At 43.3% G+C, this 13,762-nt stretch carries 11 protein-coding genes; 10 read left to right on the top strand and 1 reads right to left on the bottom strand.

Going from position 1 to position 13,762, the window contains the following annotated elements; translation table 11 throughout:
- Nucleotides 1-72 precede the first annotated feature (72 nt).
- Complete coding sequence (malE, locus tag R8O11_RS13545; RefSeq protein WP_005375272.1) at nucleotides 73-1,251, bottom strand: maltose/maltodextrin ABC transporter substrate-binding protein MalE; 1,179 nt, start codon at nucleotides 1,249-1,251, stop codon at nucleotides 73-75.
- A gap of 672 nt (nucleotides 1,252-1,923) precedes the next feature.
- Between malE and malK the strand changes: the two genes are divergently transcribed.
- From malK to R8O11_RS13495, 10 genes are all read left to right on the top strand, one after another.
- On the top strand, nucleotides 1,924-3,042 hold the full coding sequence (gene malK, locus R8O11_RS13540; protein WP_005375271.1) for a maltose/maltodextrin ABC transporter ATP-binding protein MalK: 1,119 nt from the start codon (nucleotides 1,924-1,926) through the stop codon (nucleotides 3,040-3,042).
- 422 nt (nucleotides 3,043-3,464) lie between these two features.
- On the top strand, nucleotides 3,465-4,865 hold the full coding sequence (locus tag R8O11_RS13535) for an undecaprenyl-phosphate glucose phosphotransferase (protein ID WP_033906767.1): 1,401 nt from the start codon (nucleotides 3,465-3,467) through the stop codon (nucleotides 4,863-4,865).
- Nucleotides 4,866-4,875: 10 nt separating this feature from the next.
- Nucleotides 4,876-6,081 carry an outer membrane beta-barrel protein gene (locus R8O11_RS13530; RefSeq protein WP_053307882.1) on the top strand — a complete coding sequence of 402 codons (1,206 nt, stop codon included), beginning with the start codon at nucleotides 4,876-4,878 and terminating at the stop codon, nucleotides 6,079-6,081.
- 12 nt (nucleotides 6,082-6,093) lie between these two features.
- The gene (locus R8O11_RS13525) at nucleotides 6,094-6,627 is read left to right on the top strand and encodes a polysaccharide biosynthesis/export family protein (protein ID WP_005375265.1); all 534 of its coding nucleotides are present in this window, start codon (nucleotides 6,094-6,096) and stop codon (nucleotides 6,625-6,627) included.
- A gap of 15 nt (nucleotides 6,628-6,642) precedes the next feature.
- Nucleotides 6,643-8,823 carry a GumC family protein gene (locus tag R8O11_RS13520; protein ID WP_171342490.1) on the top strand — a complete coding sequence of 727 codons (2,181 nt, stop codon included), beginning with the start codon at nucleotides 6,643-6,645 and terminating at the stop codon, nucleotides 8,821-8,823.
- On the top strand, nucleotides 8,801-9,610 hold the full coding sequence (locus R8O11_RS13515) for a putative capsular polysaccharide synthesis family protein (protein ID WP_005385848.1): 810 nt from the start codon (nucleotides 8,801-8,803) through the stop codon (nucleotides 9,608-9,610). Before R8O11_RS13520 ends, R8O11_RS13515 begins: the two co-directional genes overlap by 23 nt.
- 2 nt (nucleotides 9,611-9,612) lie before the next feature.
- The gene (locus R8O11_RS13510; protein ID WP_230238199.1) at nucleotides 9,613-10,665 is read left to right on the top strand and encodes a glycosyltransferase; all 1,053 of its coding nucleotides are present in this window, start codon (nucleotides 9,613-9,615) and stop codon (nucleotides 10,663-10,665) included.
- A complete protein-coding gene (locus R8O11_RS13505; RefSeq protein WP_104980115.1) occupies nucleotides 10,631-11,878 on the top strand; it encodes an O-antigen ligase family protein in 1,248 nt (415 codons plus the stop codon). Before R8O11_RS13510 ends, R8O11_RS13505 begins: the two co-directional genes overlap by 35 nt.
- 15 nt (nucleotides 11,879-11,893) lie before the next feature.
- Nucleotides 11,894-12,727, top strand: a complete 834-nt coding sequence (locus R8O11_RS13500) for a putative capsular polysaccharide synthesis family protein (protein WP_017821256.1) — start codon at nucleotides 11,894-11,896, stop codon at nucleotides 12,725-12,727.
- Nucleotides 12,724-13,755: a glycosyltransferase gene (locus R8O11_RS13495; protein WP_213870336.1), complete on the top strand. Its 1,032-nt coding sequence runs from the start codon at nucleotides 12,724-12,726 to the stop codon at nucleotides 13,753-13,755. Before R8O11_RS13500 ends, R8O11_RS13495 begins: the two co-directional genes overlap by 4 nt.
- The last annotated feature ends 7 nt before the right edge of the window (nucleotides 13,756-13,762 follow it).

Below are 13,762 nucleotides of genomic sequence, written 5' to 3'. Positions count from 1 at the left end.
CTGCTAGCGAATATAGAATAAATATAGAAAAGTAAGGAGGAGTTGCCTCCTCCTTAAAAAGGTCTTACTTAATTATTTAGTCATTTGTTTTTCTGCATCTGCAAGAGCTGCATCGACAGTTTGACGACCGTCAACTACGTTGATGATTGCGTTCTTAGCCGCACCCCAGAATGCGTTCATTTGAGGGATATTTGGCATGATTTCGCCGTTCATCGCGTTATCCATAGTCGCAGCGATACGAGTATCTGAATCTAGTTCACGTTGGAACGAGTTAAGCGCTACCGCACCTAGAGGCTTATCGTTGTTAACCATACGTAGGCCATCGTTTGTTAGTAGGTAGTTCTCAATGAACTCAACCGCTAGGTCTTTGTTTGGAGACGCAGTGCTGATACCAGCTGTTAGAACACCAACGAATGGCTTAGAAGATTGACCTTGGAACTTAGGTAGCGTAGTCACGCCGTAGTTAACGCCTGACTTCTCAATGTTGCCCCAAGACCATGGACCGTTGATCGTCATCGCTGTTTTGCCTTGGTTGAACGCAGACTCAGACACTGAGTAATCCATATCCGCAGAGATTACGCCTTTATCAACTAAGCCTTTTACGAAGCTCATTGCGTCTTTAACGCCTTCTTTCGCGATACCAGCGTCTTTAACATCGTAACCTTCAGAAGTGTATTTGAACGCGTAGCCGCCATCAGCCGCCATTAGTGGCCAAGTGAAGTACGGTTCTTTTAGGTTCCACATGATTGCAGACTTGCCGTCTTTTTTAAGTTTTGCATCTAATGCTGCAACCTCTTCCCAAGACTTTGGTGGGTTTGGAACTAGGTCTTTGTTGTAGATTAGAGATAGAGACTCAACCGCAACTGGATAGCCGATCAATTTGCCGTCGTAACGTACTGCATCCCAAGCGAAATCAACGATACCTTCTTGAATATTCTTAGAAGGTTTAATTTCTGCTAGCAGGCCAGCTTCTGCGTAACCACCGAAACGGTCGTGAGCCCAGAATACGATATCAGGACCGTCGCCAGTCGCTGCAGTTTGAGGGAATTTGTCTTGAAGGCCATCTGGGTGAGCCACAGTCACTTTAATGCCTGTGTCTTCTTCAAATTTCTTACCAACTTCAGCAAGGCCGTTGTAGCCTTTATCACCGTTGATCCAGATAGTAAGTTGTCCTTCTTCGATGGCAGCATTAGCACCAAAAGAACCCAAAGCAACAAGAGTACCTAGTGCTACAGCGCTTAACTTTTTCATGTTCGTATCCTTTTTATATTTTTGATGTAGGGCTAGTCCATTGAGGTTCAGCCGTATTTCGACATATATCATCTGAAATAATCCAATATGTCTCATCCTCCTAATCCCTACGCCCTTACAATTATGACGTATTTTCGTGATCTAAATCGCCAAGGGTAAGAGACTCAAATCACAAAATGGATAGTTCCTGTGATCGGTTTCAACTTTAGGTGGTGCAATAATGTGATTTCCGACCAACTGCTTTCTTCCTCCTCCTTTTTTACTCCTCCCTTTCTACTCCCCCTACAATTATTTCTATTAGGAGGATGTCGCACTACGCACAATCTTAGAAACTGCAGTCATCCAAGAGTGGATGGTAAGAACCCTTTCCCAGCAGTGCCTACGTATTAGGAAAAAGATTTGCTGGTTTTGCATTGCCAGACGAGTGGAATGTCATTATTAGTGTTGTTTGTGGTAATTATTTCACGGGGGAGACAATACGAATAATGTGGGGGAGAGAAACTCGTACTTGGCTATGATGGGTAGCACTTCTATTCAGGACATTTTATTGAAGTGCTACCCTACTTTTCTTACCAACCGCAAGAACTTACCGATTCCTACTGTTACTGCTCGCTAGATAATTCATATAATGATGAGCGGTGAATAATAAAAAATTGATCGAGGACGAGCTACATGGCGAGTGTCACGTTAAAAAATGTTTGTAAAGCGTATGGCGACGTACTGATTTCTAAGAACGTAGACCTAACAATCAACGAAGGTGAATTTGTTGTTTTCGTAGGTCCATCAGGTTGTGGTAAATCTACCCTTTTACGTTGTATTGCCGGTCTTGAAGACATTACTTCAGGTGATTTGTATATTGGTGACCAGCGCATGAATGACGTCGAACCATCCAAACGTGGTGTTGGTATGGTATTCCAGTCTTACGCTCTTTACCCGCACCTTAACTTATATGACAACATGTCATTTGGCTTGAAACTAGCAAAAGCAGACAAAGCAGAAATCGACAAGCGTGTTGAACAAGCAGCAGAAATCCTACAACTAGGCCACTTGCTTGAGCGCCAACCAAAAGCACTTTCCGGTGGACAGCGTCAACGTGTGGCGATTGGCCGAACATTGGTATCGCAGCCAAATGTATTCCTTCTAGACGAGCCACTATCAAACTTGGATGCGGCACTGCGTGTAAACATGCGTGCACAAATTACTAAGCTACAACGCCAACTTGGTTGTACCATGATCTACGTAACGCACGATCAGGTAGAAGCGATGACAATGGCAGATAAAATCGTTGTACTAGACGGCGGTTATGTATCGCAAGTTGGTAAGCCGCTTGAGCTTTACCATTACCCACAAAACCGCTTTGTAGCTGGCTTTATCGGTTCTCCTAAAATGAACTTCATGAGCGTATTCATTGATGAAGTAGAAGCAGAGCGCGTCAAAGTTCAACTATCTAACGGCGTATCTTTCTGGATTCCGGTGGATGGTACAACCGTTAACCGCGGCGACCGAATGTCTTTAGGCATTCGCCCTGAGCACCTATTATCCGCTTCTGAAGCTGATGCAAGTATTCACGGTGAAGTGATGATTGTTGAGAAGCTAGGTAACGAAACTCAAGTATACCTAAATCTAGAAGGCGCGGACGCCGACGTTATTTTCCGTCAGCCGGACACGCTTGCAGTCGACACTGGCGATAAAATCGAGATCGGTATTCCAGCTCATCGTTGTCACCTGTTCCACAGTGATGGTCGCGCATGCCGCCGCCTATACAAAGAAAACGGCGTAGAAGTCGAATAGTTCATTCGTCCTTACTCAAAAAAATCCCTCTCAAGTGAGAGGGATTTTTTTATCTTAATAAATATCAGCAATTCGATACTAAATCATTAATCGTGAACGAATCAAATCACCCGTTTCTTCTACCCTCACATAAACCATTGTCTTTGTACTGATACTTCATTTTTAATACTTTTCCTCATTCCTCATAAGTAAGTACCAGCTTTTTCCTAACCCGCCAAACTTAGCCAAAGGGCTAAATATCATTCTTATTTCCACTTACCTCAACAAAGCAAATTTTTACACTTATCAACGAAATTACACGTGACAAAAAACTCAGCAGCATTCCACAGAATGCTCTGTGCACTAACTACTAATAACGTTCACGACACGGCAATTGGGGAAGACACCCAAGGGCGGTAGCGTGTCAGAAGGGAAACTGAGTCATGAAACAAAAAGGACTTATCCGCTCTCATGAGATGGAGTTCGCTTTTTTATATCGCATCTCAGATCTTGCTGTCATCGTCTCTTTTATGCTGCTTTTAGTGTTCAAAGACATGAATACTGCGATGGGGAAAGATTACGTCATATTGGCTTTCGTTGGAGGCATCTCCTTTCTATTTATGGCAGAAAGCGGCAATCTTTATCGCTCTTGGCGAACCAGTTCGTTTAAAGAGCAGATGTTTATTGTCTGTGTTGCTTGGGCGGTGACTTCTGCACTTATCTTTATTGTGCTGTATTTTTCTGAAGTCCATACCTTATTTGATAACACAATTTTAGCGCTGTGGTTTGCGATTACGCCCGCTCTGCTTTTAGCATGGCGAGTAACATTCCGTACCGGATTAGCCTATTTGAGAAAAAAAGGATTCAACACTCGCACTGCGATCATCATCGGCCAAACTCCTCACGGCATTACCCTAGCTAACGAAATTCAAAACCACACAGAACACGGCGTGCTTTTTGATGGCTTTTACGACGAACGATCTTCCGACAGACTGCCAAATTCTGATTATCCTATTAAAGGAGCTGTTGACCACGCCCTTGAGCGAGCTAAAAAAGGGGAAGTAGATTACGTCTATATCGCGATGCCAATGCACGCAAAAGAGCGCATTGCGTCACTTCTTAACCAATTCTCAGATACCACCGCAAATACGTATCTGATTCCCGACTTCTTCACTTATAACCTTTTACATTCTCGTTGGGCGCAGATCGGCCAAGTTCAAACACTAAGTGTCTTTGATACACCTTTTGCTGGAATTTCTTCTTGGGTAAAACGGTTTGAAGACATCTTGTTTTCGAGCATTATTTTGGTCTTAATCGCCCCTATTCTATTCGTCATTGCGATTGGCATTAAGGCAACTTCTAAAGGCCCTGTCATCTTTAAACAACATCGTTACGGTCTTGATGGACGCAAGATTGAAGTCTGGAAGTTCCGTTCAATGACAACCATGGATCAAGGTTCCAACGTGAAACAGGCGACAAAGAACGATCCTCGTATTACGCCTTTTGGCGGATTTCTACGTCGCACCTCTTTGGACGAACTGCCTCAATTTATCAATGTACTGCAAGGGACCATGTCTATTGTTGGTCCACGCCCTCATGCCGTGGCGCACAATGAAGAGTATCGCCAGATTGTTGACCGATACATGCTACGTCACAAAGTAAAACCAGGCATTACTGGCTGGGCGCAAATTAATGGTTATCGCGGCGAAACCGACACCTTAGAAAAAATGGAAAAGAGAGTCGAATTTGATTTGGATTACATCCACCACTGGTCGGTTTGGATGGACATCAAAATCATCTTTATGACCGTTTTCAAAGGCTTCACTGGTGCTAACGCTTACTAAGGTTGAGATTATGAAGAAACTGACAATGGCAATAGCATTGAGTCTGTTTTCTACTGACTTGCTCGCAGAACCGATGGCTTACCAAACCGAGTCTGGTATAGAGTTGATTCCCCTCGTAAAAACTTTCTACGAGGGAGATGACAACATCAATAAAGCGGAAAAATCCGGCAATGTAGAATCGGTCAATATTTGGGGTATAGAACCAAGCTTATTAGCACGTATAGAACGGAATCGCTATCGCGCAGATATTTTATATAAGTTAAAAGCTGGCTTTTCATCTGACGATCGCAACGACTTCGACGACCACACTTTTCAGTTTTCCAACTTTTTCGAATTTAATCATCGTCATCGTTTAGTGGTTGATTACCGTTTTCGCGCCCAGCATGAAGTTCGAGGAGAAGATATTACCGAAGGTAATGGTAGCGCAATCGACTCACCAATAGAGTTCAACCGTAACGATGTAAAAACCAATTATGTCTTTGGATCTAACGGTGCCAAAGGCAGACTCGAATTCGGTTTAGGCTATAGTGATAAAACCTATCAAAACTATCGTGAAGGCTTGCCTGGGCGCCCAAACGCTAAAACTAAATACAACGATTTTCGAGCTCCCAATGCACATTTGGAGTTCTATTTAAGAGCGACGCCAAGAACCTATTGGTTAGTCGGAACAAACCAAATCGTAACCGATTATCAGCACCGAAATTCTGCGCAGCCATCGAAAGATAACAACACCAGTTTCTATTACACCGGTGCCGAATGGGAAGTCACAGGAAAAACCAAAGGCATCGCTCGACTCGGTTATCAAATCAAAGATTTTGACAGCGCTCAACGAGAGACATTTAAAGGCTTTAGTTGGGATATCGGCTTTGAATGGTTGCCTCAAGAACAAACTCTAGTCAGCGTGAAAACCACTCAAGCGGCGGTTAACCCCGATCAAGATGGCGATTACAACCTACAAACTCGTTACCGACTGAACCTGAAGCACGATTGGAATAGTTACCTTGCAACTCGCTTAGGTGCTGTTTATCAACAAGATGATTACACGGGAATCTCCAGAAACGACGATCGGTACACTCTATCTTTTGGTATCGATTATCAGATCAAACGTTGGATACAGCTGCAAGCCGATTGGCAATACCAAGATAAAAACTCTAGCCGATCGGATTATAGCTTCGAACAAAATATTTGGACTTTAAGCGCACAGTTTTCTCTGTAAAAAGGATTATTAATGAAGGCATTCATCAAATTCATGAGTGTAGCGTTGTTGCTATTTAGCACTTTGGTCAACGCTGACTCAAACGAGGAAGATTACTTACTCGATACTGGCGATACCATTTCCGTGCAGGTCTATGGTGAAGAAGATCTTACGATTAAAAATATTCTAATAACGTCAGATGGCTACTTTGATTACCCCTACCTTGGCCGAATTAAAGCAATCAAAAAAACACCAAAACAACTCAAGTACGAAATAGAAACGGGCTTAAAAGGCGATTATCTCATCAATCCAAAAGTGATGGTCACCATCAATAACTTTCGTCTATTTTACGTTAATGGCGAAGTCAGGAAACCTGGTGGATTTGAGTACCGTCCAGGGTTAACCATAGAGAAGGCCATCGCTCTAGCAGGTGGCTTGACCGACAGAGCCTCACGCAAAGGCATTAACCTCACCAAGCATAAAACAGGTCAAACGATGGAAGGAGTCAGTATGCACCGCAACGTTGAACCTGGTGACATTGTATTTATTGACCAGAGCTTCTTTTAAGTGACAGGGAATCAAATGAACGGGACTCATCCAAATAATCTCCAGATGAACAAAGTAGAACTGATTCGTTTTGGCCATCACTTCAAAGCGATTAAAAAGAATTGGCTAAGCATCGCAGCATTCACGCTTCTGTTCTCATTAACTTGTACTTGGTATATCTACTCCAAAGCATCGATATACCAAGCTACAGCTACGCTACTCATCCAAGAGGAGCAAAAAAGCGCCCTTTCAATCGAGGAAGTATATGGCGTCGACACGACAAAAAAAGAGTACTTTCAAACGCAAATCGCCATTTTAAAATCGAATCATATTGCAGATAAGGTCATTAGAGAGCTGAACCTCACCCAATTACCTGAATTCACAAGCTCAGGGGGGTTAAATAAAAAAATCGACCAAATAAAGTCGATTCCTTTTGTTCAAGACCTACTGAATGTGGCACCAAGCCCAAAAGAAACCGCCCAGTTTTCAGAGTCCTATTATCAGGCACTTCAAGCTTTCAGAAGTAAACTCGATATTGAGCCAGTACGTAACACCCAATTAGTCAGAATTCGCTTTCGTTCTACCGATCCTAAGCTTGCGACGACAATCGCCAACGCGGTCGGCCAAGCCTACATTGACGCAAATTTTGAAGCCAAATTGGTCGTTACACAAAATGCGGCTACTTGGTTGACAAATAACTCTCAAAAATTGGAGGAGCGATTACGTAACTCGGAGCAAGCGCTGCAAGAATTCTTGTTAAAAGAAGGGTTGATCGATATAAACGGTATTGATGAAATTTACGCAAATGAGCTAGAAGAACTCACTCGCAAGCTGAATATCGCTGTTAATAAGCGTATTGAAGCGCAGACGTTAATCCAACTGTTACGACGTAAATCTTCGCAAAGTTTAGACAGCTTGTTGTCAATTGATGAATTCGCTAATCAAGCGCAAATCCGCGATCTAAAATTGTCGGAAGCACAGGCAGCCAAAAATCTCTCTGAACTGGCACAGCGCTACGGACCTAAACATGATCGAATGATTCAGGCGAAAGCACAGCTTGCTGAAATTCAATCAAGAACCCAGCAACTCATCCGTGACATTTCCTTCAGTAAGCAACAAGACCTTCTTGCTGCAAAAGCGCAAGAGGACATGCTTCGAGCAGAGCTCGATAACAAAAAGTCAGACTTCCAATCGTTAGGGTCACAAAAAGCGCGTTACGAACAGTTAAAACGCGAGGTTGAATCTAATAAGGCACTCTATGAAGCGTTCTTAAATCGTGAGAAAGAGACCAACGCCACCAGCGACTACAAGAATGTCACTGCTCGCTTTACTGATAAAGCCATCATTCCTCTATTCCCGGTGGCACCACAACGAATCAAACTGGTACTGATTGCCACCTTTTTTGGCTTTGCCATTGCTTGCGCTCTAGTCATCATCTTAGAAACGATGCGAGAAGTTATCCGAAGCACAGCCGACGTGCAGGAAAAACTTGGTGTTACGTGTTTAGGTGTGATTCCTATGGTCAAAAAACGCAATTTGCGTAAAAACGGCGTCAGTTATACCGCGTATTTAGATGATGAAGAAAAGCTATTTAGTGAAGCTTGCCGCTCAGTCAGAACCTCGCTTCTGCTCAGATTAACCAACACGAAGCAAAAGATATTGCCCTTTACCTCTGCTATTCCAGAAGAAGGAAAAACATCAACCAGTATCAATATGGCGGTGTCGTTTTCAAAAATGGAAAAGGTATTGATCATCGACTGCGATTTACGTCGACCTTCCATCGCAAAGCGATTCGGTATTGCTGAATCAAGCCCTGGCTTAACGCATATCCTGACGATGGATACGCCAATCAAAGATTGTGTTACACATATAAAAGAAGCCAACTTAGATGTATTACCGGCCGGCCTAATTCCGCCAAACCCACAGGAATTATTGGCTTCTGATCGCTTTAAAAAGTTGCTCGAACATTTTCAAAATAAGTATGACCGGATCATTATCGATACACCGCCCCTACTGTCAGTGAGTGACGCACTTATTCTTGGTCAGTATGCCAATGGTCTGATCACCGTCATTCGCTCAGAATCAACAAAATCATCACTGGTTAACCTTGCGTTATCTAAACAAATACAACACTCAGTTCCATCTCTTGGCGTCTTAATCACACAAGCCAAGGCCAAGGAAGGAGAGACGCTCTATGTCCAGAAATACGCCTACTAACGTAAACCTATCTTGGTACCAAACGTTGAAAAGCCAAGAACAGCCGGTATTGATCTATCAAATGGGCAAAGTAGGTTCGAGTGCATTAGAGCATTCCATTCCTGACTCGATTCACTTGCACGACCTTATGACCGTCGATGCGCAAAAACAAATATCCCCCGTTAGAGCGCAATTGCATAAGCCTCAGATCAATGCGTTAAAGCGACGACTAAAGCGTATAACGATGAGCCACATGTTAAAGCGCAAGAAAAAAGTTCGAATCATCTCGCTGGTGCGTGAACCGATCGGACGAAATGTCTCAATGTTCTTTCAAGCACTTCCTTTTTGGATGGCGGACAAATATCTAAAGGATGACAGCGCAATACGTACCGAACGACCGCAATTACTCCAAGAAGCATTTGATAAGCACATGAATCATCAATATGCGCTGCAGTGGTTTGACAACGAGATCAAACAACTAACAGGGATTGACGTGTTTAACGAGTCTTTTAATCACGAAGTAGGCTATCAAACATACCATAACAATAACTTCTCACTGTTGGTCATTCGAAGTGACAAGCTAACGAAGGCTAACTCCGCAGTTGAAGACTTTTTAGGTTACCCCGTAGATGTTGTTTATGAAAATCAATCAGACAACAAATGGTACTCGCCACTAATGAAAGAATTCAAAACGCAATTTCAACCTACACCCGAGTACGTTGAAGAAATGCTGAATTCTAAATTGACGAAGCACTTTTTCTCAAATGCAGAAATCACCGACCTTAAACAGCAATATCTGACCAATTAATCATGAAAACCAAGATTCTACATATTATTAATGATCTTTCTCAGAACGGCGGTGCTCAGAAGTTCTTAGTCGACCTTGTTTTAGAACATAAGCCTGAATACGAAATCAAAATTTTGGTCTTGTGTGATGAAAATGATTACTTACTAATGCTATCCGCCCAAGGGATAGAGTGTTTTAACTGGCGCACATTGTCATTGAGTGAGAAATTCTCTTTGCTGCGTTGGCCGGATGTCGTTCACGGGCACCTCTACCCTTCCATTTACCTAGCGCTATTGGCGGTAGGTAAAAAACGAATCCAGACTGAGCACTGTTCTTATAACCGTCGACGTGACTATCCGCTGTTTAAGTTCATGGAATACGTCTTGTATTGGGGCCACGACTTGACGGTCAGTATTAGTGAAAAAGTACAAGATGAACTGGTGAAGTTCATGCCTCGCTACCAACACAAATATCACGTGGTGCACAATGGCGTTGATTTAAAAAGGTTTTCTATGACGCCAAGATGCGCCAGCCACCTAATCGACAAACCAGTTATCAAGATTGGAATGGTGGGCCGACTTCACCAACATAAAGATCATGAAACGCTTATCCAAGCACTTATCCATTTACCAAGACGATACGAACTCCACCTTGCGGGAGATGGAGAAAAAAAATCGTCACTGCAAGCATTGGCAACAAAAATCAACGTCGCGCAACGTGTTCACTTTCATGGCGTAGTTTCTGACGTTCCAGCCTTTTTGAACGACATGGATATTTACGTGCAATCGTCGCACGTCGAAGGCTTTGGTTTGGCGGCGGTTGAGGCGATGGCAGCAGGCTTACCCGTACTATCGTCGGACGTACCTGGTTTGGATGACGTCACCGGACGTGCCGAATATTTATTTCAAGTTGGTAACGTCACTGAACTGAGCCAAAAAGTTCTCCAGCTGTGTGAAAGTGTTGAGCGGTATGACGCTGCAAGTCAATACTCAGTCAATAGGGCCTCTCTCTACACCATCGATAAATTTCGTGAAGGTTACTATGGAATCTACCAGCAGCTTTGCGCCAACAAATAGTTCCGCGCCATCGAGCCATCGCGCCTCATTGCTTGCAGCATGCCTATTAGCATTGTTCTTTATTCCTATGAAGTTTCGTGCTGGAGGAATAGCGCTAGCCCCATCTGACATCGCAAGCCTTTTGTCCATTGGTTTTACTGCATTAGTGGTATTGGAAGGAAAAGCTGAAAAACTCATGCATCCCTGTATGGGGTTCCTCGTATTGTTCACTGGGTATGTGTTCATAAATGGTCTGCTAAATCGCGTCCCTTTAATGCCGCTAGTTATAGAAACTGTGCAATGGTTAGCGATTTTGTGCCTACTGAGCCTGATGTACGCCTATGGCGTGTTTGATGACGAACGGGTAATGGTTTATTTCACGTATCTGTTGTTTTTCATCTGTACGCTCGTTGCCTTATGGCACTTTGCTCAGGGCTATCAAAGCGGGTTTAAGTTACTCGGGGTAAGTAAATACGGGTTCGGTGTACTGTGCTCGCTACTGTACCTTTATCGAGATAAAATTCGCGCTTTCCACCTTTTGATGCTCGTAGCTTTAGTATTACTGGTGTTGTCACAAGAAAGAAAAGCGCTACTTGGTTTTTGTCTGCTTTTCTTCTTTGACCAACTGCTCGTAAAAAACTTAATGAGAAAATCGCTCAGCGAAACGTACACGTGGACGATTTTATTAGCCTTAAGCTTCACTGTGTTTACTGCCGTCACAACCACACTCTACGTTGGGTTTGAAACGCTAGCAGACACATTGGAAATAACCCAAGAAGACGTCTTATTTGCCAACCAAAGTGAAGCGCGCTGGGTATCGAATCTTCATAGAAAACTTTTACTTGCCAATGGGCTAGATATTTTACTTCAACACCCGGTGTTAGGTGTCGGCGCGAAAATGTTACCCAACTTTATGATCAGTTACTTTAACTATGATGAGCTGGCGATCTACACCCACAACTTTGTGTTAGATACCGCAATTGAATACGGATTGCTTGGTATCGGTCTGCTGTTTGGTGGTTATTTTCTTTTTATTCGCTTTTGCTTCCGTAGTCTTAATGAAAACAGAAAAAGCCTATTACTTGCGATATACGCCCTCATCATGGTGTTTTTCGTTGCGGTAAACACCACCATAATTTTAATACTCTTATTACCCGTCATGATCAGCATGAGCAACGACTCAAGGGCCATTGCTCATACTTTTCCGGTAAACCATCACCACGAATATGAATAATCAAGGATAGGATAGATGAAGTATTCAATCTCTCGACAATTTGAAAAGAACCGAGAACTCCAAGCTGATAATTTTGTTTTAGTTTACCAAATGGGCAAAGTTGGCTCCTCATCAATTGAGCACACGCTAGGGGAGAAAAATATCCCGAGCTATCACATCCACACCTTTGATGATCACGAAGAATTTCACATGTATCACAATAAAAAAGACGTGAGTAAATTCTTCGACTTCCGAAACCGCGCACTCTATCGCTTAGTGCTCAAGCAGCGAAAACGTATCTTACAAAAACGCGAACAGATTAAAATCGTTACGCTGGTCCGCGATCCAATCGCAACTGTCTTTTCTCGCTTCTTTCAAGATCTCCATTTGCAATTTATCGAAGGCAAAAAGAACGATGCAATTCACCGAGATATGGAAGTCACGTATCAGCACCTCGAGCATTGCTTTGATAACTATATCAATCTCAACTATTTTGCGGACTGGTTCGACAACGAGTTAAAGCGTAATTTCAATATCGATGTGATGCGCCAAGAGCTGGACAACACTCAACCTTTCTTCACATTCCAGAACGCTCAGGCCAACGTCATGCTAATCAAATGCGAACAGCTCAGTTCTCTTGATAAAGAAATCGGTGAGTTTCTTGAGTTGCAAGACTTCGTGCTAAAAAACAGCAACGAAGCGAAAAACAAGTGGTACTCCAATATCCACCAACACTTTAAGAATCACTACGACTTCTCAAAACTGTTCTATATGTACGATCTTCCCTTGTATCGCCACGTTTATTCAGAGCAAGAGCGTGATGCTTTTAAACACAAATGGATGCAAACACCAGGGACAAAATCATCATGAAGAAAGTACTCCATGTTACAGAAGCGTTTGGAGGTGGCGTTCAAACCGCCCTCTATAGTTATGTTCACTCATCCAGAGACGAGCCATATCAACATTTCTTGCTAGCCAGAGCCCGAGAAAACGACTTGACCAATGAGAACAACCACCACATTTTCGTACAGACAAAGTGGGTAGAAGGCGGCTTGCTTCAATTTATTCGCGATGCAAACCACATGATTGCATCACTTGCTCCCGACGTCGTGCATTTGCACTCGAGTAAAGCGGGATTTCTCGGCCGATTTCTAAAGCTTGGCAAGGCACGCTTGGTTTACACACCGCACTGTTATGCCTTCGAACGTGAAGATATCTCAGAGCTTGCACGCCAGATCTATAAAGCACTAGAGAAAGTAAAACTGAGCAAAATTGATGTGGTTGCAGGCTGTAGCCAACGAGAGTGTGACCTAGCCATTAGCATTGGTGCGAAACGTGCCGAACTGCTCAACAACTACGTGTCTTATCAAAGTGAAGATCGTATAGAGCGAAACAAGCAAGAAGCGCTGAAGCTCGTTGTACTTGGCCGTGTCGCGCCCCAAAAAGATCCTCAGTTTCTTATCAGCACATTGCAGTTCCTTAATCGGTATGCACTTAACCGCCCGATAGAGATCACATGGATAGGTGGCGGTGACCACGTACTCGAACAGAAATTACGTACTGAAAATGTGGATGTAACGGGTATGCTGCCTCGCGATGAGGTAGTTGAAAAGCTCAAGGGTTCAGACCTTTATCTACACACTGCAGCATGGGAAGGGATGCCGTTAACCATTCTAGAAGCATCCAAGTTACATCTTCCTATGGTTATTCGGAGCATCGGCGCAACCAAAGATCTCAACTACCCGTTTTTAGCGCTCACACCTGAAGAAATGGCCAAGCAGATCGCGCATAGTGTCAATCATTATGAAGACATCGATTTTCGCCAATATACAGCAGAATTAAACGATGCCTTCAGTGAAGAAAAACAGCGCCTCGCACTCAATAAACTTTACGGTTAAATGCCCC

This window comes from Vibrio sp. 1288 (genome assembly GCF_033344475.1).
This window is presented reverse-complemented; position numbering and strand designations above follow the sequence as displayed.